Genomic DNA, 21,376 nt, shown 5'->3' on the forward strand with positions numbered 1-21,376 from the left:
AACCCTCCCCGACGGACTGCCCTGCACGTTTCCATGGCCCTCGCGGCCCTGGGTGTTCTTCTGGCCGGCGCGGGCGGCCTGGCGCTGCTCCAGCAGCATGCGCCTGCGCACCTGCCCCGCGCGGATCGCCTGCTGTTGGCCCCGATGGTCAGTGTCATCGAGCCCTGCGTGCTCTCGCCCGAAACCCTGCCGGCCGCGATGCAGGACCTGGCCGAACGCTGCCAGGGCCCGCAGGGCTCGGCCGCAGCGCTCATCGAATCCACGCTGAAAACGCTGCAGCCCACAGCGCCGCCATCGCCCCGCGAAGCCCTAGGCTACACCCTGCCCGTGCCGCTGCTGCGTCTTTTCCACCAGACGGCGGACGGGGACTGGCGCATCGACGAAGAGAAAGTGGGGCGCCTGGTGCGCACGTTGCGCGACACGCCCCGGCCGGCGATCCTCTACCTGTTCTCCACGCATTTCTCGGCGGAGGCCCCGATCGAGGCCGCGCTGGCCGCCGACCCGGCCAACATGGGCCACACCCGGGATGGCGCATTGGGCACCGACGACTATTACGACTCCAAAGTCTTCAACTGGACGTTCGCCACCACCCGCAACACCCTGACGCAGCGGCGCGCCCAGGCCATGCAGGCCGTGCTGGACGCGGCCTGCCAGCTGCCGGCGCAGGACCGCGCCAAGATCCGGGGCATCACGCTGCTGGGGGAACTGCACCACCTGTTTCCCAATTTTCAGGCGGGCATGGGCTTCGATGGCGACTACCGGGTGACCGACTACAGCGCAGCCTCGGTCGAAGGCTTCCGCCGCCACCTGCAGGCCGAGTTCGGCTCTATCGAGGCGCTCAACCGCGCCGTGGGCGGCGACTACGCCGCGTTCTCCGAGGTGGAGCCTCCGTCCCGCGATATCCGCACTGAGCCGCTGCGCCGCTACACCGAGCACATCGATGCGTTCGCGCAGGGCAGCCTGCCCATCTCGGGCTGGGCGCATGTGGAAGGCGCCCCCCCGGAACACCCCGCCTGGATCCACATCTACCGCAACGGCCACCTGGCCGGCAAGACCGCCGTGCGGCTCGGGCGACAGGACGTGCTGGCGGCCAAGCCGGAGTTCGGCGATGCCAACACCGGCTGGCGCATGGACCTGGACTTCCGGCGCCTGCCGGCCGGGGTGCACCGGCTGGACATCTTCCTGGAAACGCGGCCGGGCGCCCTCACCCACCTGGGCCGCCGCGACGTGGCCATCATGGACCGGCAGCAGAGCACGCCGCAGCCGCAGCCCCAGGCAGCGCTGCCGGCCAGCACGCCTGCCGGGCCCGGCGTGCAGGCGCAAATCGACACGCCGCGGGACGCGTCCTCGTACTACTACAACCCGCTCGTGCCGCTGTGGCATGCCTTTCGCGCGAAGCAGGTGGTCGACTACCTGCGGTATTTCGATGGCGAGGTGGCACGCTCTTGCCTGGCGGACGTGCCCCGCTACACCCACCAGATCGTGCCGTTCACGAACCCGGGCTGGGACGAGAACAAGTTCGCGATCCAGGCATCGCTGCGGCCGCTGGGCTCCATCCGGCTGGGCGTGAGCCTGTACGGCGAGCCGACCTACGGGCATTCCTACTTCGACTGGCTGGACCGCAGCGGCCACACCCGCTACGGCATCACCGAGTTCCATCCCCTGAAGGCGATGGACGCGGCCGCCCTGCAGCGCGTGTTCGATGCCCATGCAGGGCGGGGGGCGGACTTTCTCTCGTTCTTCGCCGAGCCGCGCTGGCATGGCGCGCTGGTGCCCCGGGGCCACAACATGTTCTCGTTCGATCCGGACAACCCGAAGTTCGGCTCCGACCACCTGTACCGGGCCACGCAGCAGACGCTGGCGCCCAAGGGCCCGTGAGCCGCTGCGGACCGGGCCCTGCCCTGGACAGCCCGCCGCGGGCGTCAGTCAGTCAAACACCTCGGCCTGGTGGAGCGGCAGGCCCTTCATGTCCTTGGCGGACAGGCTGGGCTCTCCGTCGAAGCGCCAGTCGATCGCCAGGGCGGGATCGTTCCAGGCGATGCAGCGCTCATGCTCGGGGGCGTAGTAGTCGGTGGTCTTGTAGAGGAAATCCGCGCTCTCGCTGAGCACCACGAAGCCATGGCCGAAGCCGGGCGGCACCCACATCTGGCGCTGGTTTTCCTCGCTCAGTTCTTCGCCCGTCCATTGGCCGAACGTGGGCGAACTCTTGCGCAGGTCCACCGCCACGTCGAACACCGTGCCGCGCACCACGCGCACGAGCTTGCCCTGGGGCTGGCGCAACTGGTAATGCAGGCCCCGCAGCACGCCGCGGGCGCTGCGGCTGTGGTTGTCCTGCACGAACGCATGGCGCGTGCCGGTGGCCTCGTCGAAGGCACGCTGGTTGAAGCTCTCGAAGAAAAAGCCGCGGGCATCGCCGAACACCTTGGGTTCGAGAACGACGACATCGGGCAGGCGGGTGGGAATGACGTTCATGGAGGAATTGCCAACAACGAAAGGAAGAAGAAAACCGGCAGAAGGGATGGACGCCGCGGACAACCACAGCCTGGCGCAGCAGCGCCAGGCCCGTTGCCGCCGTCGCGTTACTCGCGCGGCTCCCGAAGCAGCCGCTGCAGGTACTGGCCGTAGCCGTTCTTGGCCAGGGGCTGCGCCAGCCGGGCCAGCTGGGCATCGTCAATGAAGCCGTTGCGCCAGGCGATTTCCTCGGGGCAGGCGATCTTCAGGCCCTGCCGGTGCTCCAGTGTCGCGATGAACTGCCCGGCTTCCAGCAGGCTTTCATGCGTGCCGGTGTCGAGCCAGGCATAGCCCCGGCCCATGATCTCGACGTGCAGCGCGTCCTGCTCCAGGTAGAGCCGGTTCAGGTCGGTGATTTCGAGTTCGCCCCGGGCGGACGGCTTCAGGCGCTTGGCCAGTTCCACCACCTGCGCGTCGTAGAAGTACAGGCCCGTCACGGCATAGCTGGACTTCGGGGCCTTGGGCTTTTCCTCGATGGACAGCACCTTGCCGCGGGCATCGAACTCGGCCACGCCGTAGCGCTCGGGGTCCTGCACGTGGTAGGCGAAGACGCTGGCCCCCTCCTCGCGCTGCAGCGCGCTGCGCAGCAGGTCCTCGAAATCGTGCCCGTGGAAGATGTTGTCGCCCAGCACCAAAGCGCTCGGGCTGCCCGCCAGGAATTCCTCGCCGATGAGAAACGCCTGGGCCAGCCCATCGGGGCTGGGCTGCACGGCGTAGCGCAATTGAATGCCCCACTGGCTGCCGTCGCCGAGCAACTGCTCGAAGCGCGGGGTGTCCTGGGGCGTGCTGATGACCAAGATCTCCCGGATGCCCGCCAGCATCAGCGTGCTGAGCGGGTAATAGATCATGGGTTTGTCGTACACCGGCAGCAATTGCTTGCTGATGGCGAGCGTGGCCGGGTGCAGGCGGGTGCCCGAACCTCCGGCGAGGATGATGCCCTTGCGTGCGGTCATGTGGTGCTCTCTCTGCCCTGGGTGCTAAAGGATTTCGGCCAGCATGCGCGAGACGCCCGCCTGCCAATGCGGCAGAACGAGGCCGAAGGTGGATTGCAGCCGGCGGGTGTCGAGCCGCGAATTGTGCGGGCGCACGGCCGGCGTGGGAAACGCGCTCGTCGGCACGGCTGCCACGTCGTTAGCTACTATTTTTATAGCATTACCCCCTAGTACCGATTGCGCCAGCACGTATTTTGCATAGGCATGCCAGTTGGTCTCGCCCCCGGCCACCAGGTGGTAGAGCCCGGCATCCTCGGGGCGCCGCTCCAGGTGGCGCAGGGCATGCGCCGTGACGTCGGCGATCAGGTCGGCGCCGGTGGGGGCGCCCCACTGGTCGTCGATGACCGTCAGGCGCTCGCGCTCCTGGGCCAGGCGCAGCATGGTCTTGGCGAAGTTGCCGCCGCGGGCGGCGTAGACCCAGCTGGTGCGCAGGATGAGGTGGCGGGCCCCGCTCTGCTGGATGAGCCGCTCGCCCTCGAGCTTGGTGCGGCCATAGGCGGACAGCGGCGCCGGCGTGTCGGTCTCCACCCAGGGGCGGTCGCCGCTACCGTCGAAGACATAGTCGGTGCTGTAATGCACCAGCCAGGCCCCGCTGCGCGCGGCCTCCTCGGCCAGGACGCCCGGCGTGGTGGCGTTGAGCGTGCGTGCGAACTCCGGCTCGCTCTCGGCCTTGTCCACGGCCGTGTGGGCGGCCGCATTCACGATGACGTCCGGGCGCAGCGCGCGCACGGTGTCCACGATGCCGGCGGGATCGGAGAAGTTGCCGCAATGGTCGGTGCTGTCGTGGTCCAGCGCCGTCACGGTGCCCAGCACCGACAGGCTGCGCTGCAGCTCCCAGCCGACCTGGCCGCCCTTGCCGAAAAGCAGGATGTTCATGCGCTGGCCACCACGGCGTTCGGTGCCGCAGCCGCTGCGCCGGGCACGGCCTGGTACTGCGTCTGCACCCATTCGCGGTAGGCGCCGCTGGTCACGGCCGCCACCCACTCGGGGTTTTCGAGGTACCACTGCACCGTCTTGCGGATGCCCGTCTCGAAAGTTTCGGCGGGCTTCCAGCCCAGTTCGCGCTCGATCTTGCGGGCGTCGATGGCATAGCGCCGGTCGTGCCCCGGGCGGTCCTGCACGTAGTGGATCTGCGCGGCGTAGCTCTGGCCGTCGGCGCGCGGGCGCAGTTCGTCGAGCAGGGTGCACACCGTGCGCACGATCTCGATGTTGGGCTTTTCGTTCCAGCCGCCCACGTTGTAGGTTTCGCCCAGAGCGCCGCCCTGCAGCACGCGGCGGATGGCGCTGCAGTGGTCCTTGACGTAGAGCCAGTCGCGGATCTGCATGCCGTCGCCGTAAACCGGCAGCGGCTTGCCCGCCAGGGCGTTCACGATCATCAGCGGGATCAGCTTTTCCGGGAAGTGGTACGGCCCGTAGTTGTTGCTGCAGTTGGTGGTGAGCACCGGCAGGCCGTAGGTGTGGTGCCAGGCGCGCACCAAGTGGTCGCTCGCGGCCTTGCTGGCCGAATACGGGCTGTTGGGCTCGTAGGCATCCGTTTCGGCGAAGGCCGGATCGCTGGCCGACAGCGTGCCGTACACCTCGTCGGTGGACACGTGCAGGAAGCGGAACGCGGCCTTCTCGCCCTCCGGCAACGCCAGCCAGTGGTGCCGTGCGGCCTCCAGCAGGCGGAAGGTGCCGACCACGTTGGTCTGGATGAAGTCCTCCGGCCCGTGGATGGAGCGGTCCACATGCGACTCGGCGGCGAAGTTGACGATGGCGCGGGGCTTGTGCTCGGCCAGCAGCCTGGTCAGCAGGGCCGTGTCGCCGATGTCGCCCTGCACGAAGACATGCCGGGGGTCGCCCTGCGCGCTCGCCAGGTTCTGCAGGTTGCCTGCGTAGGTGAGCTTGTCCAGGTTGACCACGGGCTCGTCGCCCGAAGCCAGCCAGTCCAGAACGAAGTTGGCGCCGATGAAGCCTGCGCCGCCGGTGACAAGAATCATGGGATGGGGGGTCGCGCGAAGGCGCCGCTGTGTCAAAGCGGCGGATTATCCCATCGCGTGCCGGGGCCCTGTTACGAGCCGCAGCGGGCCCGCCGCGCCGTTTAGGGGGCGCACACTACCCACAGCGCGCGCCGCGCACGTAAAGTCTCGAGCCGATGCCGCCGCAAACCACCCGGCCCGCGCGGCGCCGTTGCACCACTTGCCCCAAGGAAAGCCATCCATGCCCCGATCCACCAAAAACCCCGACGCACCGGACGACGCCGACCCGGCCGGCGGTGGCCCGTTCTACGGCAGCAAGGCGCGCGACTCCGCGCAGCAGATCTGGCAGGCGGGCCTGGGCGCGTTCGCCAAGGCGCAGCAGGAAGGCAGCAAGGTGTTCGAGGCGCTGGTCAAGGAAGGCGCGGCCATGCAGCGCAAGGGCCAGTCCACGGCCCAGGAGCGCCTGTCCGAAGCGGCCGAACGCATGACCAGCGCGGCCAGCGAATTCGGCACGCGCGCGGCGGGCCAGTGGGACAAGCTGGAAACCATCTTCGAAGACCGCGTGGCCAAGGCGCTCGCCCGGCTGGGCGTGCCCACCGCGCGCGATGTACAGGCGCTGCACGAGCGCATCGATGCGCTCACCCGGGCACTGGAGGCCGCCACCCAGGCACAGGCCGCCCCCCGCCCCGCCGCCAAGCGCGGCGCGGCCAAGCCGCCCACCGGCCGCGCCACGGCTGCCCGCAAGACCGCCGCCGCGGCCCGCCCCCGGGCCCCCAAACCGCCAGCCGACTGAGACCCCGGGCGGGGCGGCCGCCCCGCAAGGAGCGGTCATTCCAAAGGATTGCCTATTCCTTGCATGATGCACTGCAACACCGTGCGGGCAGACCACCTCGGTTAGAGTGGGTGAAAGAGACAACCACCCACGCACCGGGAGGCCGCCGATATGGTGAAAAAAGCGCCGCGCCGCACTGCCGAGCGCATTCTGGAATCCACGCTGGAGCTGTTCAACCGCTTTGGCGAACCCAACGTGTCGACGACCGCGATCTCCGCCGAGCTGGGCATCAGCCCGGGCAATCTCTACTACCACTACCCGGCCAAGGACGAGCTGGTCAACGTGCTGTTCTCGCGCTACGAGGCGGCACTGAACGAGCTGCTGGATGCGGCCGACAGTGTGCGCGACGTCGAAGACGCCTGGTTCTTCCTGCACACGCTGTTCGAGCTGATCTGGCAGTACCGCTTCCTGTACCGCGACCTGAACGACCTGCTGTCCCGCAACCGCCGCCTGGAAACCCACTTCCAGACCCTGCTCGGGCGCAAGACCCAGGCCCTGCGCACGCTGCTGGGCGGCATGGAGCGCACGGGCGCGCTGCGCCTGGGCACCCGCGATGCCGGCTCCATGGCCACCAGCATGGTGGTGGTGCTGACCTACTGGCTCAGCTTCGAATACGTGAGCGATCCACGGCACGCCCTGGAGCCCGAGAGCGCGCAGAGCGCCCTGCTGCGCGGCGCGCACCATGTGCTGGACCTGCTCATGCCCTACCTGGAAGACAGCCAGCGCGAGCACCTGCAGGCGCTGAGCGGCGCCTACAGCACCCAGGCCCTGGCCGCCTGAGACCCATCCGACCCCACCCCGAGGAGACGCACCGTGAAGCCCTGGACGCCCTTCCCGTACTCCGACGCCTACCCCTTCACCGCCGCTTCGGTGCGCAGCCAATGGAAGCGCCTGCATGCGGGCGATGCCGAGCCCTGTCCGGACGATGCCGCCGTGCTCGACGCCTGGGTGCTCTTTCACCGCGGCGCCTTCGAGGAGGCCGCCCGCGCCGGGCTGGCGGCCGGCGGTGCCGGCATCACCGTGGCCAACAAGGCCACCATCGTCTATGCGAACTACCTGGAGCCGCACGAGGACCGGCGCCTGGCGCTGCTGACCGAGGCCGCCGAGCGGGCCAGCGAGCAGATGCGGGCGGAACCCACCAACCCCAGCGCCTGGTTCTGGCATGCCTACGCCATCGGCCGCTACAGCCAGGGGATCAGCGTGGCCAAGGCCATGGCGCAGGGCCTGGGCAGCCGTGTGCGCAAGACGCTGGAGCAGGCCATCGTGCTGTCGCCCATCCATGCCGATGCGCGGCTGGCGCTGGCCGTGTTCCATGCCGAGATCATCGACAAGGTCGGCGAGATGGTGGGCAGCATGACCTACGGAGCCCGCAAGGCCAGCAGCCTGCGGCTTTTCGAAGAGGCCTTCGCCATCAACCCGGACTCGGTGATCGGCAAGATCGAATACGCCAACGCGCTGCTCATCCTGGAAGGCGACCAGCGCATGGGCGACGCCACGCGCCTGTATGAAGAAGTCGCCACCACCCAGCCCGCCGACGCGCTGGAGCGGCTGGGCGTGGAGCTGGCCCAGACGGAACTGGCCGAAGGGTAGCCCCGCCTTTCAGCGGCGGTCCCGGCCCTCGTCCCGCTCCGCGGCGGTCTTTGCGAAGCGCTGCGCGGCGATGGCCAGCAGGCCGTCGAAGATCAGGTTCTCGACCAGGTCGAACGGCCGGGTCATGCTGGGCGCCATCTTCCAGCCTGCGCCGCCGGTCATCATGCAGGCGGGCGCTTCGCCGCAGTGCTGCGTGATGTGCTGCACCATGCGCTCGACCGCGCCGGCGATGGCGTAGGTGCCGCCGCTCGTGAGCGCATCGCTCGTGTTGGTGGGAAACAGGCTCACCTCGCCCGTGGGCACATGCAGGCCCGCCGTGCCGGATTCGAGCGCCCTCAGCATGATCCCGTGGCCGGGCAGGATCAGCCCGCCCAGGAAGCGGCCCTGCGCGTCGATCGCCTCGACCGTCACGGCCGTGCCGACCATCACCACGATCAGCGGCCGCGCCGGGCCTTGGGCCAGCAGGCGATGGCGCGCGCCGATCATGGCCACCCAGCGGTCCGAGCCCAGGCGCGTCGGATGGTCGTAGCCATTGACCAGGCCGGCCTCCTGCGCGGACGAAACCACCCATTGCGGCAGCACGTCCCACAGCTCCATCTGCTCCATGACGCGGCGGCGCACGGCGTCGCCCGCCACCACGCAGCCCAGCATGCGCTCGGGCACGGGCAAGCCGGCCCACGAGCTTTCCGCCAGCCGCTCGATGTTGTCCAGGAATTCAGCGCCGTGGGCGAGCACTGCGGCGCCCGGCTGGGGAGCGTCGTACATCGCCCATTTGAGGCGGGTGTTGCCGACGTCGATGGCCAGAAAAGTCATGCGGGATTATCACGAGTTTTACAAATCGCCTTGACGCGCATGTTTACCCGCACGCGACGCGCGGACTCTGCGGCGCCGGCGCACTTCCATCGCGGCACCCGGCACCGCGCGCGGGAGCTGCCTGGCCCTTCGGGCGGCTGTCCGACACAGGCCGGACTGGCGATGGCGCTACAGTGGCCGATCCGATCCACAGACCATACCAAGGAGCCAGCACATGGGACTTTTCAGCTTCATCAAGGAAGCCGGCGAAAAACTGTTCGGCGGCAAGGAGGCCCAGGCCGCAACGGCGGCAGCCCCCACGCAGGACGAACTGAACGCCAAGGCGGGCAAGGCCATCGAGACCTACATCGCCTCGCAGAACCTCGGCGTGAGCAACGTGCAGGTGGCGTTCGCCGGTCCCGAGGGCAAGGTCACCGTGAAGGGCGAAGCGCCCACGCAGGCCGCCAAGGAGAAGGTGACCCTGTGCTGCGGCAACGTGGCCAGCGTGACCAGCGTGGACAACCAGATGTCCGTCACGAATCCCGAGCCCGAAGCGCAATACCACGACGTGGTGCGCGGAGACACCCTCTCGGCCATCGCCAAGAAGTTCTATGGCGATGCCAACAAATACCCCAAGATCTTCGAGGCCAACCAGCCCATGCTGACGCACCCCGACAAGATCTACCCCGGCCAGAAGCTGCGCATTCCGCCGCTCTGAAAGCGGCGCGCATCCGGATCAAGGGCCCTTCAAGGGCCCTTTTTCTATGGCGGTGCCAGATGGCAATTCCCAACGCAAGGCCACCCAGATACATTCGTGCCCAGCCGTCCGCACAAGAACCGCATAAAAACGACACGACAGGGAGAAAGACATGTTTCCACGCATCAGGAAGTGGCTGTGTGCCGCCATCCAGGAGGCCGCGCCCTCCGTGCCCCAGGCCGAGACCATCGACAGGCTGCGCGAGGCACGGATCGCCAACCAATTGGCCGCAGAGGAACTTCGCAAGACCACTTGCGAGAAGGAGCGGCGGCAGGCGCTGGAGAGCCACTCGAAAAGGCTGACGGGCTACATCGACACCGCGAAGACCGCCATTCCCATCGTTGCCGCGGGCTACGGCGTACTGGCCACGTTTCTGTATTGCTTCGTGGTCATCCAGTTCTTCCCCTCGGGCCTGTCGGTGGGGGACAACCTGCTGTTCGTGTTCGTGGCGCTGGGATTCGGGCTGTTGACGTTCGTGCTGCTGGGGCTGGGAGGCACAGCGTTCATCCCGCTCATGATTTTTGAAGACGCCGAGCGAAAGAACGCGGTAGAGGAAAACCGGCAGAGCCATGCGGTGTTCTGGATTGTTGGGCCCGCATTTGCCAAGGCTGCTTCGTTTCTGATGCTTTGGACCCTCTACGAGTTGCTGCCGGCGGCTTCTGCTTCCACCATCCAATGGTGCTTCATCGCTTCTGCCGCAGTCGCCTTGGCGGCAGGGGATTTTATGGCATGGTGCGCCTGGAAAAATGGAACAACAAGCATCCGGAAGGGTTCCGACTGGATCGTCCTGGGGTGCTGTTATGGATTCATCGAACTGTTGGCCCTCCCTTGGTTCAGCGCCCTGCGACCGCATTACGCAATCTACCTCCTCATCGTTCCCTGGGTCGCAGGCTTGCTGGCATGGATGCTCATGTCGATCTGGACGCGCCCACCCGTTGCCCGGCAAAAAGACACGCATGATGAAACCGAACACCCTCCCCGCACAGACATCCCGGTGCTTGCGCGCTGGGCAGGCGGTGCGGCGCTGGTGCTGTTGGTGCTTGCCGCAGCGATAGCATGGCCATTCGAGCACGCCCCGGCGCGCGCCGATACCACAGCCACGATCTGGATCTTCTGGCTTGCCGCCTTCGCATTCGTCTCATTGCTCGGGGCATTTCTCGCCATGGCCTTTCATCGGCCGAGGCGCGAAGCCCCTCCCCCAACCCCTGACCCCACCCCCCGCGAAACACAGAAACACGCGGGAGAACCCACCGGGCTACCGGCCATCCAAAGCGCCTATGTGCTGGAGTCGAAGCTCTATTTCTCCGTCCTGGTCCTGCTCGTGCTCTACGGACTCACGCTCGTTGTGGATTTCCAGCTCCAGGGCCAGCTCAGTTCGGGTATTTTCCGCAGCCTAGGCCTGCGCGCAGAGCAGCAGACCCTGCGCCTGCAAGGCGCAGCGCTGGCCCTGGTGCGCTCGCAAGCCGACAACGCGGGGATTCGCCTGAGCTTTTGCGCGGAACCCGGCGGCGCGGCCCTTGTGGCCCCGGTGGATGCGCTGTGGCATGGCATGGGCACGCGATCGCTGCTGAGGATCGGGACGGCGCCGCAAGGCGCAAAAGGCGTGGACAGAAGCACCGCGATCGAGGTTCAGAGCGACGAGGTGAAGATCGTGCGCCACGCGCTCGCGCGGTGCCACGACATCGAACACCCCCTCTATTTCCGCTCGAACTCGGTCGCCAGCGTGAACCGGATGGACGAACTCACGGGCGAGGTCGCCGATGTCCTGAAAACCATGTACCCGCCCGCTTCACCCGACCGTTCGGGCGAAACCGCCTGGCAACTCGACAAGGTCCTTGTCACCGGCCACGCGGACCCAATGCCGCTGTCCGATGCCGGCAACCAGGCGCTGTCCGAACGGCGGGCCACTTGCGTGGCGGATTCGCTGGTCCGCAAAGCACTGGGCAGCACCCCGTTGAAAGCAACCTATCGGCTGGAGATTTTGGGCCAGGGAGCCCGAGACCCATCGGCCACACCATGCCCCCACGAAGGACGCACAGAGAACCTCGCGGCATGCCACGAGAGGAACCGGCGGGTGACCGTGCGCCTGATCTTCACCCGCAAACCGTCTTTGTACGGCGAAGAAAAGCATGCACTGTTCAGACAGGGCGAGCGCGCGTCCGTCGATGGAGAGGGGCCGGCCGTCTCGTGCATGCCTCCTGACCGCCCAGCCCGGTCCTGAAACGGCTGCTTCAGCCCTGGCGCCACGGCAGGCCGCGAAAGCGCCAGCCGCCCTTCACGTTGCGGTGCGCGTTCTCGTCGGCATCGCCCTCGAAGCCTTCGAGGATGTTGTACGCGGTGAGCCCCAGTTCCGTGGCCCGGCGCGCCGCCGCTACCGAGCGCACGCCGCTGCGGCACAGCAGCACGGCCTGGCCGTCCGGCGGCACCGCGGCCTGGATGGCGGCGTCGAACTGGGGGTTGGGTGCCATGCCGGGCCAGTGCTTCCAGGGCACGGCCACGGCTCCGGGCACGAAGCCGACCCAGTCGCGCTCGGCATCCGTGCGCACGTCCACCAGCACGGCCCGGCCCGACTGCACCCACTGCCATGCCAGCTCCGGCGACACATCGCCCGCGTAGCCCTCGGCCGGCTGCGGCCGGTCCGAGGCAGAAGAGGAGAACGAGGAGGAAGAAGAAGCGTTGGAAGTCATGCGGGGCATTCTGTCAGCACCGGCGGCGGGCCGCACGGGGTTCAAGCACTGGCGTCAGGGGCTTGGGCCGCCGGTCAATCCCAGGGCGGCGCGGGCTCGTCGCGCAGGCGTCCGCGCAGGTCGGCGTAGTCGGGCACGACGCTGCGCACGGTGTCCCAAAAGCGCGGGCTGTGGTCCATCACGCGCAGGTGCGACAGCTCGTGGGCGACCACGTAGTCGATGACCGCGGGGCGGTAGTGCAGCAGCCGCCAATTGAGGCGGATGGAGCCGTCGCTGCGCGCGCTGCCCCAGCGCGTCTGGGCGCTGGACAGGCGCAGGCTGCTCCAGCGCACGCCCAGCAGCGGCGCGAAGTGGTCCAGCCGCGCGGTGAAGCGCTGGCGCGCATCGCGCATGAGCCACGCCTGCACCGCATCGCGCACCTGCGCGGGCGAGGCGGCGCGGGGCAGGCCGATGTGCAACTGGCGCTGCCCCTCGGGCCCCTCGACCAGCGCGCCGCCCGTGCCGCGAAAGCCGTGCGTCGGGTCCAGCACCACGGTGAGCGGCTCGCCCAGGTACGGCAGCACGGCGCCGTCGCCCCAGGCGATGCGGGCGCCGTCCACGCGCTGCTGGCGGTCCTGCGCCTCGCCCAGCTTGCGCAGGATCCAGGCGGATTTTTCCTGCAGCGCCGCATCCACGGCCGCGAGCGACACCCAGCCCGGCGCGCGCACCGCCAGGCCGTCCGCCCCCACCGTGAACCCGATGGTGCGCCGCCGCGCCCGCTGCAGTGCATAGGCCACGACGGCATCGCCCAGCAGCACCTCGCGGCTCGCGCGGGGGTGGCGGAAGATCGCGGGGCTGAGCAGCGTGCCCAGGGGAACGGGCGGCGCTTTCGCCACCGGTGGAGCGGGCGATGGCGTTGGCGTTGGCTTGGCAGCCTCTTTTACTATTAAATTAATAGCACTATCGGCAATCGAACCGCCGGCATCCGCGGCATTCGGCCTGGGATTCCTGGCACGGGGCGCGGAGGCAGGCGCAGTCGGCGGCTCGGCCGGCGCCGCGCCGCCGAACAGATCGAGCGCCAGCTGCACCAGCCGCTGCATCACCGGCCCGGCGCGTAGGCCTCGGGGTCGAGGCGCTGCATTTCGGATTCGATCCAGGCCTCGACCTCGCGCATCAGCTCGTCGGGCTTGCGGCCTTCGGTCGGGATGGGGCGGCCGATGGACACGTCCACCGTGCCCGGCCGCTTGATGAAGGCCTTGCGCGGCCACACCTTGGCCGACGTGACGGCGATCGGAACCACGGGCACGCCCGCCTCGATGGCCAGCCGCGTGCCGCCGCTCTTGTACTGGCCCTTGCGCCCGCGCTCCACGCGCGTGCCTTCGGGGAACATGATGACCCAGGTGCCCTTGGCCAGCAGCGCGCGGCCCTGCTGCAGCACCTTCACGAAGGCCCGGGCGCGCTGGCCGCGGTCGATGTGGATCATGTCCAGGCTGCCGATCGACCAGCCGAAGAACGGCACGTACAGCAGCTCTTTCTTGAACACGTAGGCCAGGGGGCGCGGCATGATCGCCGGCATCAGGAAGGTCTCGTAGGTGGACTGGTGCTTGACCAGCAGCACCACGCCCTGCGCGGGGTCGGTGGGCAGGTGCTCCATGCCCGTGATGCGCGTGCGGATGCCCATGATGACGCGCGCCGCATCGGTGCTGAGCTTGAGCCATGCCCGCGCGATGCGGTAGCGCGTGCGGCTGCTGGCGCCGAACAGGCGCACCAGCAGGATGAGCAGCGTATAGGGCACCACGGTGATGCCCATCCAGAGCAGGTGGGCGATGGAGCGGATCAGGGCCATGGCAATCAGGAAAAAATGGGTGTTTTCGGTCTCATGCCCTAGGAATATATGCCGTTGCAGCTATTAAATTAATAGCACATCAGACGGCGATGTTCAGGCCCGGCGCCGCCACGGCGGATTGCGCGGCCACGTGGTCGGCAAAGTCGGCCAGGCTGGCATGGAACTGCGTGCCTTCGGGCCAGGGGCTGGGCAGCAGGGCATCGCCCGAGGCGACCAGGGTCGCTTCGACGGCCTGGGCCGCACCAACCCGATGCAGCTGCGCACCGATGGCCGCGCCGGCCCGCAGGTGCTCCACGCAGTTGCCGGCCACCAGCACCTCGTCGCCCTCCACGCCGTAGCGGTCGCGGATCTGCTCCATCAGGCCCGGCGCCGGCTTGCGGCAGGCGCACAGGTCGTCGGGTGCGTGCGGGCAATAGAACACGGCGTCGATGCGACCGCCCACCGCCGCGAGCTTGCGGTGCAGCTTGGCGTGGATGGCGTTGAGCGCCATCACGTCGAACAGCCCGCGCCCCAGCCCGGGCTGGTTGGTGGCGACGACGACATGCCAGCCGGCATGGTTGAGCCGCGCCACGGCCTCCAGCGCCCCGGGCAGCGGGGTCCACTCGTCGGGCGAAGCGATGAAGCTCTCGCCCGATGGGTTGAGCGTGCCGTCGCGGTCGAGGATGGCGATTTTCATGGTGTGGGAGCGCCTGGTGAAAGACTGCGCCAGCCTACCACCAGCGCGGCACCCTGCCTCAGGCCGCCAGCCGGGACAGGTCGGCCACGCGGTTCATGGCCACGTGCAGGCGCTTGAGCAGGCCCTGGCGGTTCAGGCGCAGGTCCAGTTGCTCGGCGTTGACCATCACGTCGTCAAAGAACGCATCCACCGGCGCGCGCAGCACGGCCAGCGTCTGCAGGCTGGCGGTGTAGTCGCCCGCGTCGAACTGCGCATCGGCCTCGGGCACGAAGCGCTGCAGCGCGGCGTAGAGGTTCTTTTCCGCCTCTTCCTGCAGCAGGTCGGGGTTGACGTGCGGGTCCACGGGCCCGGCCACCTCGGCCTTCTTGAGGATGTTGCCCACGCGCTTGTTGGCCGCGGCCAGGGCCGGGCTTTCGGGCAGTTCGGCAAAGGCGCGCACGGCGGCGAGCTGCTTTTGCACCAGCGACAGGCGCTGCGGGCGCAGGGCGATGACGGCATCGACTTCCTGCGCGCTGTAGCCCTGCTCGCGCAGGCTGCCGGCGAGGCGGTCGTACATGAAGTCGGTGAGGTTAGACACTGTTGCAGCGTCGAATTCTCGGGGAGAAAAACCAGACGCATGAACAAAAATCCGGCCTGCTTGCTTCTTCGCCTCAATCTCTTTTGCCTGCTGCGCGTCCCAAACGGCTCGCTGAATGCGCTCGTCATTGAACGCTAATGCGGACTTATTCAAAAGAACGTCTACATCCAGAGGCAAATCACGCTCGACAAGCATGCGGATTACGCCAAGTGCATGACGGCGGAGCGCGAACGGGTCGCGATCGCCCGTGGGCAGGTTGCCGATACTGAACATGCCAATCAGCGTTTCCAACTTATCAGCCATAGCAACGACAAGACCAATATTCTCACGCGGCAAATCGTCACCGGAAAACCGCGGTTTGTAGTGATCTTCAATAGCATTAGCGACTTCAACGGGCAACTTATCGTGAAGCGCGTAATAACGACCCATAGTGCCCTGTAATTCAGGAAACTCACCCACCATGTCGGTCAGAAGGTCTGCCTTAGATAACTTAACAGCGATGTCCGCATTCACTTCAAGCGCGACCCCAGCCTCACGCATGGCGATGTCTTGTTCCAGGGAGGAACTGCCGTCATTCGACACAGTTTTTTGATTTATGAGGCATGCAATTTCTCGTGCAATGGCGCGCACACGCGCTACACGCTCACTCTGCATGCCTAATTGGCTGTGATAAACCACTGTACTTAGGCCCTCGACACGGGAGCTAAGTCTCTTCTGACGGTCCTTGTCGAAGAAGAACTTGGCGTCGGCCAGGCGCGGGCGCACCACGCGCTCGTTGCCCTGCACCACCGCGCTCGCATCGGCGGGCGTGATGTTGCTCACCACCAGAAATTGGTGCGACAGCCGGCCATCGGCCTGCAGCAGCGGGAAGTACTTCTGGTTGGCCTTCATCGTGAGGATCAGGCACTCCTGCGGCACATCGAGAAACTCCTTTTCGAACTCGCAGATGAGCACGTTGGGGCGCTCGACCAGCGCGGTCACCTCGTCGAGCAGGGCGTCGTCCTCGATGGGGCGCACGCCGCCGCCCACGCGCGCAGCCGCGGCCTGCAGCTGGCGCACGATCTCGGCGCGGCGCTCGGCGAAGCTGGCGATCACCGCGCCCTGCTCGGCCAGCTGCTGGGCGTAGCTGTCGGCACTGGTGACGACCACCGGGTCCACGGCCGCCTCGAAGCGGTGGCCGTGCGTGGTGTTGCCGGCGGTCAGGCCCAGTGCCTTCACCGACAGCAGCACCTCGGTGCCATGCAGGGCCACCAGGCCGTGCGCGGGGCGCACGAAGCTCACGCTGGTCCAGCCGGGCTGCTCGCAGCCGGAGGCGAGCTGGTAGCGCATCACCTTCGGGATGGGCAGTTTGGCGATGGATTCGTGCAGGGCCTTCTGCAGGCCCTCGGACAGCGTGGCGCCGCGCACGGTGCTGTCGTGGAACAGCACCTCGGCCTTGCCGTCCGGTACGCGGCGCAGCGCGGCCACAGCCGAGGCGTCGGCGCCCAGGGCGGCCAGCTTTTTGAGCAGCGCGGGCGTGGCGTTGCCGGTGGCATCCAGCCCCACGGCGACGGGCATGAGCTTTTGTGAGACGGCCTTGTCGGCGGCCTGCGGCGCCACTTCGGTGATGTGCGCGGCCAGGCGGCGCGGCGAAGCGAAGGCCGTCAGGCGCGAGCCCGGCGCGGCCAGGCCTTGAGCCTGCAGCTGCTCGAACAGCACGCCGGCAAAGGCGTCGCCCAGCTTTTGCAGGGCCTTCGGGGGCAGTTCTTCGACGAACAGTTCAACGAGAAGATTCGGATGGGTCATGGTGGTCTGTGTTCCTTCCTGATGCGCGTGCGTGCCTCAGGCCGCCTTCTTCTGTTGCTGCTGGTCGGCGCGGGCCAGGTCGGCCAGCACTTCGGCGGCCCATTCCTGGGGCGCCATGGGAAAGCCCAGCCGCGCGCGGCTGTCGAGGTAGCTCTTGGCCACGGCGCGGGCCAGGTTGCGGATGCGGCCGATGTAGGCCGCGCGCTCGGTCACGCTGATGGCGCCGCGCGCATCCAGCAGGTTGAAGCTGTGCGCGGCTTTCAGCACCTGCTCGTAGGCCGGCAGGGCGAGCTGCTGCTCCATCAGGTGCTGGGCTTGGCTTTCGTGCGCGCTGAACGCGGTGAACAGGAAGTCGGCGTCGGAATGCTCGAAGTTGTAGGTGGACTGCTCCACCTCGTTCTGCTTGTACACGTCGCCGTAGGAGAGGCCGTCGGTCCAGGTCAGGTTGTAGACGTTGTCCACGCCCTGCAGGTACATCGCCAGGCGCTCCAGGCCGTAGGTGATCTCGCCGGTGGCGGGCTTGCAGTCGATGCCGCCGACCTGCTGGAAGTAGGTGAACTGCGTCACCTCCATGCCGTTGAGCCACACCTCCCAGCCGAGGCCCCAGGCGCCGAGCGTGGGGTTCTCCCAGTCGTCCTCGACGAAGCGGATGTCGTTCTTCTTGAGATCGAAGCCCAGGGCCTCCAGCGACCCCAGGTACAGCTCCAGGATGTTGGCCGGCGCGGGCTTGAGCACGACCTGGAACTGGTAGTAGTGCTGCAGGCGGTTGGGGTTCTCGCCGTAGCGGCCGTCCTTGGGGCGGCGGCTGGGCTGCACGTAGGCGGCCTTCCAGGGCTCGGGGCCCAGCGCGCGCAGGAAGGTGGCGGTGTGCGAGGTGCCGGCGCCCACTTCCATGTCGTAGGGCTGCAGCAGCGCGCAGCCCTGTTCGGCCCAGTACGACTGCAGCTTCAGGATGATTTGCTGGAAGGTCAACATGCGTGTGTCCTGGCGCTCGGGGCTTCGATGGCCTGGGGCCCTGACCCGGGCGCGATCATGAGAATGGGAGCGCGGCGCGCGGAATTGCGGATTCTAAGGGTTGGAGGAACCGGCCCATGAAAGCCGATCCCCTTTGCCGCGCAGAGGCCGGAGAAGCCCGGCTTACAAAACGAAACCCATGTGCCCGGGCGCCATGGGCAGAATCCGCAGCGCGGAATTCGAGCGCATTCGCCAGTGCCTGCGGAGTCCTGCATTCTTTCTTCAAAACACAAACACAGGACGAACTCCCCAGGCTTGCGCGATCCGCCGGACGGGATGCGGTACAGAGCATCCGGCCGGCGCCAGCGCAACGCGTTCGTAAGACCAGCATGTCCCGGATGGGCGCACTTTTCTTCAGCATTTCGGCCTTCGCGGTGTCCGCGCACGCCTTCGATATTGCCCCCCACCAGGTGGGCGATGCCCTGACCACCCCGCAGGCGCGCGCGCTGCTGGCACGCTATGCCGCCCGCCCACCCCAGCCCTGGCAAGAGCCCGACGAGAAGCGCATCCCGTCCGGGCCCGAGGGCGACGCGATACGCGATGGCATCGATCTGCTGCGCAACACGTCGTCGCGGGTCGGAAAACTGGCGCCCGATGCCGCGAAACGGATGGGCTGGAACAACCTCCATTGCGTGCAATGCCATCAGGCAGGCGCATCCGGCCTGCCCGGCACCAAGCCCTTCGCACTGCCGCTGGTGAATGCGGTCAACGACTATCCGAAGTTCGACGCCAAGTCGGGCAAGATCATCTCGCTGGAGCAGCGCATCATCGGCATGTTCGGCCCGGGCAGTGTGCCGGTCACGCCGGACACCCCGGAACTGAAGGCGATCGTCGCCTATCTCCGCTGGCTGGCGCGCGACACCCCGCCGCATTCGGCCATGGAACGCACGGGGCTGTTGCCCATGCCCGCCGTCGCGCGGGCCGCCGATCCGCGGCGCGGGGCCAAACTCTACGCTGCCCAGTGCAGTGCATGCCATGGCGGGGACGCGGGCGGCCAGCAGCGCCCTGACTTCAAAACCGGCGGCGGGTACCTGTTTCCGCCCATCGCCGGCCCCGATACCTATGACAACGCCGGCCACATGTTCGCCGTCCCGCTCCTGGCGCGCTATATCCGGGCCTCCATGCCCCTGGGTTCCACCTACGACCGGCCTCGGCTCACACCAAGTCAGGCCCTCGACATCGCTGCGTTTCTGAATGACGATGCCATGCCGCGCCTGCAAAATCCCAACCGCGCGCGCCTCTACCCAGATCCTGCCCTGCGTCCGCAAGGCTTTGCGATTCCGGAGCATTTTCCAGGTCAACCCCAGATGTACCTTCGGGCGAAGTTCGGGCCGTTTCGCAACGTCAACGAAAACTACTGAGCCAACGGGTCAGGGGCCGGGGGAAGCGCCCCGGCCGCCAGATCGCGGTTCCGGCGCAGCACACTCTGCTGCACCCCCGGGCACCTTGGAGAGCCCTCAACCTTCCCAGCGGCGCAGCACCAGGCTGGCGTTGGTGCCGCCGAAGCCGAAGCTGTTGGACAGCACGGTGGTCAGCGCCGCATCGCGCGAGGTGCGCACGATGGGCATGCCCTCGGCGGCCGGGTCCAGGTTTTCGATGTGGGCCGAGCCGGCGATGAAGCCGCCTTGCAGCATGTACAGGCAGTAGATCGCCTCCTGCACGCCCGTCGCGCCCTGCGAGTGGCCGGTGAGCGACTTGGTGGAGGAGAACGGGGGCACCGCGTCGCCGAACACCTCGCGCAGCGCGCGCAGCTCGGGCAGGTCGCCCACGGGGGTGGACGTGCCGTGCGTGTTCACGTAGTCGATCGTGCCGCCGCCCGCTTCGGCGATGGCCTGGCGCATGCAGGCGATGGCGCCGTCGCCCGAGGGCGCGACCATGTCTTCGCCGTCCGACGACAGGCCGAAGCCGACGATCTCGGCCAGGATGGTGGCGCCGCGGGCCTGGGCGTGCTCCAGGCTCTCCAGCACCAGCGCGCCGCCGCCGCCGGCGATCACGAAGCCGTCGCGGTCCACGTCGTAGGGGCGCGAGGCCGTCTCGGGCGTGGCGTTGAATTTGGCCGACATGGCGCCCATGCCGTCGAACAGCGTGGCCAGGCCCCAGGAGAGTTCTTCGCCGCCGCCGGCGAACATCACGTCCTGCAGGCCGAAGGCGATCTGCTGCGCCGCCATGCCCACGCAGTGCGCGGAGGTGCTGCAAGCCGAGGTGATCGAGAAATTGATGCCCTTGATGGCGAACGCCGTGGACAGGTTGGCCGACACGGTGGAGCCCATGCAGCGCGTGACCTGGTAGGGCCCAACGCGGCGGATGCCCTTGGAGCGCAGCGTGTCCGCCGCCTCGATCTGGTTGGCCGGCGAGCCGCCGCCCGATCCCATGATGAGGCCGGTGCGGGGGTGGGACACCTGGGCGGGCGACAGGCCGGACTGGGCGATGGCGTCCTTCAGCGACAGGTAGGCGTACGCCGCGGCATCGCCCATGAAGCGGCGCTGCTTGCGGTCGATGAGCGCGTCCAGATCGATCTGCGGCGCGCCCGCCACCTGGCTGCGCAGGCCGAGTTCGGCGAACTCGGGCATGGCGCGGATGCCGGACTTGCCTTCGCGCAGCGACGTGGTCACTGCCTGCTGGTCGTTGCCGATGCACGAGACGATGCCCGCACCCGTGATGACGACGCGCTTCTTCATGGTCATGCCGTGGCTCCCGCTGCGGGTGCTCCGTCCTTCCCGTCTTCACGCTTGAAAAGGCCCACGCGCAGGTCGTTGGCCACGTAGATCTCCTGGCCGTCGGCCAGCAGGCGGGCATCGCCGATGGCCATGACCAGCTTGCGCTTGATCACGCGCTTGATGTCGATTTCGTAGGTGACGAGCTTCACATTCGGGCCGACTTCGCCGGTGAACTTGACTTCGCCCGCGCCCAGGGCGCGGCCCCGGCCCGGCAGCTGCAGCCAGGTGAGGTAGAAACCGATGAGCTGCCACATGGCATCCAGACCCAGGCAGCCCGGCATGACCGGATCGCCCTGGAAGTGGCAGTCGAAAAACCAGAGGTCGGGGCGCACATCGAGTTCGGCCCGGATTTTCCCCAGCCCATGCGCCCCACCATCGCTGTCGATGTGCGTGATGCGGTCAAACATCAGCATGGGCGGCAGCGGCAGTCGTCCGCTGTCAGGGGTGAACAGCTTGCCCTCGCCGGAGGCGATCAGTTGTTCATAGGAAAAGGAATCAGCCATTGTCAGTCGTGCTCCAGATCGGCGGTGTGCCCGCCGGATTTTGATTGCGCGCCACCGAGGTCTTTTCGGTGGCGGGGCATCCATTATCAAGGCACACGGAGGGCCGACTGTGACACAGGGCCAAGGGTGATTCCCTAATTTCATGAAAGCGGGCCGCGCC

20 protein-coding genes are annotated in these 21,376 nt (G+C 67.6%); 7 read left to right on the forward strand and 13 right to left on the reverse strand.

The genetic code is table 11. From position 1 onward, the window contains the following. Positions 1 to 33: 33 nt before the first annotated feature. Positions 34 to 1,878 (forward strand): hypothetical protein, encoded by a 1,845-nt coding sequence (locus AVMA1855_RS08305; protein WP_284425343.1) that lies wholly within the window; start codon positions 34 to 36, stop codon positions 1,876 to 1,878. A gap of 48 nt (positions 1,879 to 1,926) precedes the next feature. Here AVMA1855_RS08305 and rfbC read toward each other — a convergent pair whose 3' ends face one another. From rfbC to rfbB, 4 genes are all read right to left on the reverse strand, one after another. Beyond that, positions 1,927 to 2,472, reverse strand: a complete 546-nt coding sequence (rfbC, locus tag AVMA1855_RS08310) for a dTDP-4-dehydrorhamnose 3,5-epimerase (RefSeq protein WP_284425344.1) — start codon at positions 2,470 to 2,472, stop codon at positions 1,927 to 1,929. A gap of 107 nt (positions 2,473 to 2,579) precedes the next feature. Next, entirely contained in the window at positions 2,580 to 3,464 is an 885-nt protein-coding gene (gene rfbA, locus AVMA1855_RS08315; RefSeq protein ID WP_272565182.1) for a glucose-1-phosphate thymidylyltransferase RfbA, read from the reverse strand. 24 nt (positions 3,465 to 3,488) lie between these two features. Next, positions 3,489 to 4,379 carry a dTDP-4-dehydrorhamnose reductase gene (gene rfbD / locus AVMA1855_RS08320; RefSeq protein ID WP_284425345.1) on the reverse strand — a complete coding sequence of 297 codons (891 nt, stop codon included), beginning with the start codon at positions 4,377 to 4,379 and terminating at the stop codon, positions 3,489 to 3,491. Continuing rightward, positions 4,376 to 5,482 (reverse strand): dTDP-glucose 4,6-dehydratase, encoded by a 1,107-nt coding sequence (rfbB, locus tag AVMA1855_RS08325; protein WP_284425346.1) that lies wholly within the window; start codon positions 5,480 to 5,482, stop codon positions 4,376 to 4,378. Before rfbB ends, rfbD begins: the two co-directional genes overlap by 4 nt. Positions 5,483 to 5,702: 220 nt before the next feature. Here rfbB and AVMA1855_RS08330 point away from each other — a divergent pair, with 220 nt between their 5' ends. From AVMA1855_RS08330 to AVMA1855_RS08340, 3 genes are all read left to right on the forward strand, one after another. Next, positions 5,703 to 6,254: a phasin family protein gene (locus AVMA1855_RS08330; protein WP_284425347.1), complete on the forward strand. Its 552-nt coding sequence runs from the start codon at positions 5,703 to 5,705 to the stop codon at positions 6,252 to 6,254. A gap of 150 nt (positions 6,255 to 6,404) precedes the next feature. After that, a complete protein-coding gene (locus tag AVMA1855_RS08335; RefSeq protein ID WP_272565186.1) occupies positions 6,405 to 7,073 on the forward strand; it encodes a TetR/AcrR family transcriptional regulator in 669 nt (222 codons plus the stop codon). Positions 7,074 to 7,106: 33 nt separating this feature from the next. Continuing rightward, positions 7,107 to 7,883, forward strand: coding sequence for a tetratricopeptide repeat protein (locus AVMA1855_RS08340; protein ID WP_272565187.1), 777 nt, complete (start codon positions 7,107 to 7,109; stop codon positions 7,881 to 7,883). A 9-nt stretch (positions 7,884 to 7,892) separates the two neighbouring features. Here the strand turns inward: AVMA1855_RS08340 and AVMA1855_RS08345 are convergent, their stop codons facing one another. Beyond that, positions 7,893 to 8,696 carry a type III pantothenate kinase gene (locus AVMA1855_RS08345; RefSeq protein ID WP_284425348.1) on the reverse strand — a complete coding sequence of 268 codons (804 nt, stop codon included), beginning with the start codon at positions 8,694 to 8,696 and terminating at the stop codon, positions 7,893 to 7,895. 214 nt (positions 8,697 to 8,910) lie between these two features. On the opposite strand from AVMA1855_RS08345, the gene lysM reads away from it, so the two are divergent. Together lysM and AVMA1855_RS08355 are read left to right on the forward strand one after the other, a co-directional pair. Next, positions 8,911 to 9,393 carry a peptidoglycan-binding protein LysM gene (gene lysM / locus AVMA1855_RS08350; RefSeq protein WP_284425349.1) on the forward strand — a complete coding sequence of 161 codons (483 nt, stop codon included), beginning with the start codon at positions 8,911 to 8,913 and terminating at the stop codon, positions 9,391 to 9,393. Positions 9,394 to 9,544: 151 nt separating this feature from the next. Continuing rightward, on the forward strand, positions 9,545 to 11,653 hold the full coding sequence (locus tag AVMA1855_RS08355) for an OmpA family protein (protein WP_284425350.1): 2,109 nt from the start codon (positions 9,545 to 9,547) through the stop codon (positions 11,651 to 11,653). A gap of 10 nt (positions 11,654 to 11,663) precedes the next feature. Here the strand turns inward: AVMA1855_RS08355 and AVMA1855_RS08360 are convergent, their stop codons facing one another. The 6 genes from AVMA1855_RS08360 to glyQ all read right to left on the reverse strand — a co-directional run bounded on the left by AVMA1855_RS08360 (position 11,664) and on the right by glyQ (position 17,957). Then, positions 11,664 to 12,119: a rhodanese-like domain-containing protein gene (locus AVMA1855_RS08360; RefSeq protein ID WP_284425351.1), complete on the reverse strand. Its 456-nt coding sequence runs from the start codon at positions 12,117 to 12,119 to the stop codon at positions 11,664 to 11,666. Positions 12,120 to 12,193: 74 nt separating this feature from the next. Beyond that, the gene (locus AVMA1855_RS08365) at positions 12,194 to 13,198 is read right to left on the reverse strand and encodes a M48 family metallopeptidase (protein WP_284425352.1); all 1,005 of its coding nucleotides are present in this window, start codon (positions 13,196 to 13,198) and stop codon (positions 12,194 to 12,196) included. Continuing rightward, positions 13,198 to 13,944, reverse strand: a complete 747-nt coding sequence (locus tag AVMA1855_RS08370) for a lysophospholipid acyltransferase family protein (RefSeq protein WP_284425353.1) — start codon at positions 13,942 to 13,944, stop codon at positions 13,198 to 13,200. The genes AVMA1855_RS08365 and AVMA1855_RS08370 overlap by 1 nt, the downstream gene beginning before the upstream one ends. A gap of 79 nt (positions 13,945 to 14,023) precedes the next feature. Beyond that, entirely contained in the window at positions 14,024 to 14,620 is a 597-nt protein-coding gene (gene gmhB, locus AVMA1855_RS08375; RefSeq protein ID WP_284425354.1) for a D-glycero-beta-D-manno-heptose 1,7-bisphosphate 7-phosphatase, read from the reverse strand. A gap of 58 nt (positions 14,621 to 14,678) precedes the next feature. Further along, positions 14,679 to 16,982 carry a glycine--tRNA ligase subunit beta gene (gene glyS, locus AVMA1855_RS08380; protein ID WP_284425355.1) on the reverse strand — a complete coding sequence of 768 codons (2,304 nt, stop codon included), beginning with the start codon at positions 16,980 to 16,982 and terminating at the stop codon, positions 14,679 to 14,681. 36 nt (positions 16,983 to 17,018) lie between these two features. Beyond that, positions 17,019 to 17,957: a glycine--tRNA ligase subunit alpha gene (glyQ, locus tag AVMA1855_RS08385; RefSeq protein ID WP_284425356.1), complete on the reverse strand. Its 939-nt coding sequence runs from the start codon at positions 17,955 to 17,957 to the stop codon at positions 17,019 to 17,021. Positions 17,958 to 18,334: 377 nt separating this feature from the next. Between glyQ and AVMA1855_RS08390 the strand changes: the two genes are divergently transcribed. Further along, entirely contained in the window at positions 18,335 to 19,357 is a 1,023-nt protein-coding gene (locus AVMA1855_RS08390) for a c-type cytochrome (protein WP_284425357.1), read from the forward strand. A gap of 96 nt (positions 19,358 to 19,453) precedes the next feature. Here AVMA1855_RS08390 and fabB read toward each other — a convergent pair whose 3' ends face one another. Together fabB and fabA are read right to left on the reverse strand one after the other, a co-directional pair. Then, positions 19,454 to 20,680, reverse strand: coding sequence for a beta-ketoacyl-ACP synthase I (gene fabB / locus AVMA1855_RS08395; RefSeq protein WP_284425358.1), 1,227 nt, complete (start codon positions 20,678 to 20,680; stop codon positions 19,454 to 19,456). Continuing rightward, positions 20,677 to 21,216, reverse strand: a complete 540-nt coding sequence (fabA, locus tag AVMA1855_RS08400) for a 3-hydroxyacyl-[acyl-carrier-protein] dehydratase FabA (RefSeq protein ID WP_272565196.1) — start codon at positions 21,214 to 21,216, stop codon at positions 20,677 to 20,679. The genes fabB and fabA overlap by 4 nt, the downstream gene beginning before the upstream one ends. Between the last annotated feature and the right edge of the window lie 160 nt (positions 21,217 to 21,376).

Origin of the sequence: Acidovorax sp. SUPP1855 (assembly GCF_030158955.1) — a bacterium.
Lineage (GTDB): Bacteria > Pseudomonadota > Gammaproteobacteria > Burkholderiales > Burkholderiaceae_C > Paracidovorax.

Coding starts and splice junctions, on each gene's coding strand:
- AVMA1855_RS08305 (WP_284425343.1), top strand. CDS start 34: ATGGCCCTCGCGGCCCTGGGTGTTCTTCTGGCCGGCGCGGGCGGCCTG.
- rfbC (WP_284425344.1), bottom strand. CDS start 2,472: ATGAACGTCATTCCCACCCGCCTGCCCGATGTCGTCGTTCTCGAACCC.
- rfbA (WP_272565182.1), bottom strand. CDS start 3,464: ATGACCGCACGCAAGGGCATCATCCTCGCCGGAGGTTCGGGCACCCGC.
- rfbD (WP_284425345.1), bottom strand. CDS start 4,379: ATGAACATCCTGCTTTTCGGCAAGGGCGGCCAGGTCGGCTGGGAGCTG.
- rfbB (WP_284425346.1), bottom strand. CDS start 5,482: ATGATTCTTGTCACCGGCGGCGCAGGCTTCATCGGCGCCAACTTCGTT.
- AVMA1855_RS08330 (WP_284425347.1), top strand. CDS start 5,703: ATGCCCCGATCCACCAAAAACCCCGACGCACCGGACGACGCCGACCCG.
- AVMA1855_RS08335 (WP_272565186.1), top strand. CDS start 6,405: ATGGTGAAAAAAGCGCCGCGCCGCACTGCCGAGCGCATTCTGGAATCC.
- AVMA1855_RS08345 (WP_284425348.1), bottom strand. CDS start 8,696: ATGACTTTTCTGGCCATCGACGTCGGCAACACCCGCCTCAAATGGGCG.
- lysM (WP_284425349.1), top strand. CDS start 8,911: ATGGGACTTTTCAGCTTCATCAAGGAAGCCGGCGAAAAACTGTTCGGC.
- AVMA1855_RS08355 (WP_284425350.1), top strand. CDS start 9,545: ATGTTTCCACGCATCAGGAAGTGGCTGTGTGCCGCCATCCAGGAGGCC.
- AVMA1855_RS08360 (WP_284425351.1), bottom strand. CDS start 12,119: ATGACTTCCAACGCTTCTTCTTCCTCCTCGTTCTCCTCTTCTGCCTCG.
- AVMA1855_RS08365 (WP_284425352.1), bottom strand. CDS start 13,198: ATGCAGCGGCTGGTGCAGCTGGCGCTCGATCTGTTCGGCGGCGCGGCG.
- AVMA1855_RS08370 (WP_284425353.1), bottom strand. CDS start 13,944: ATGGCCCTGATCCGCTCCATCGCCCACCTGCTCTGGATGGGCATCACC.
- gmhB (WP_284425354.1), bottom strand. CDS start 14,620: ATGAAAATCGCCATCCTCGACCGCGACGGCACGCTCAACCCATCGGGC.
- glyS (WP_284425355.1), bottom strand. CDS start 16,982: ATGACCCATCCGAATCTTCTCGTTGAACTGTTCGTCGAAGAACTGCCC.
- glyQ (WP_284425356.1), bottom strand. CDS start 17,957: ATGTTGACCTTCCAGCAAATCATCCTGAAGCTGCAGTCGTACTGGGCC.
- AVMA1855_RS08390 (WP_284425357.1), top strand. CDS start 18,335: ATGGGCGCACTTTTCTTCAGCATTTCGGCCTTCGCGGTGTCCGCGCAC.
- fabB (WP_284425358.1), bottom strand. CDS start 20,680: ATGACCATGAAGAAGCGCGTCGTCATCACGGGTGCGGGCATCGTCTCG.
- fabA (WP_272565196.1), bottom strand. CDS start 21,216: ATGGCTGATTCCTTTTCCTATGAACAACTGATCGCCTCCGGCGAGGGC.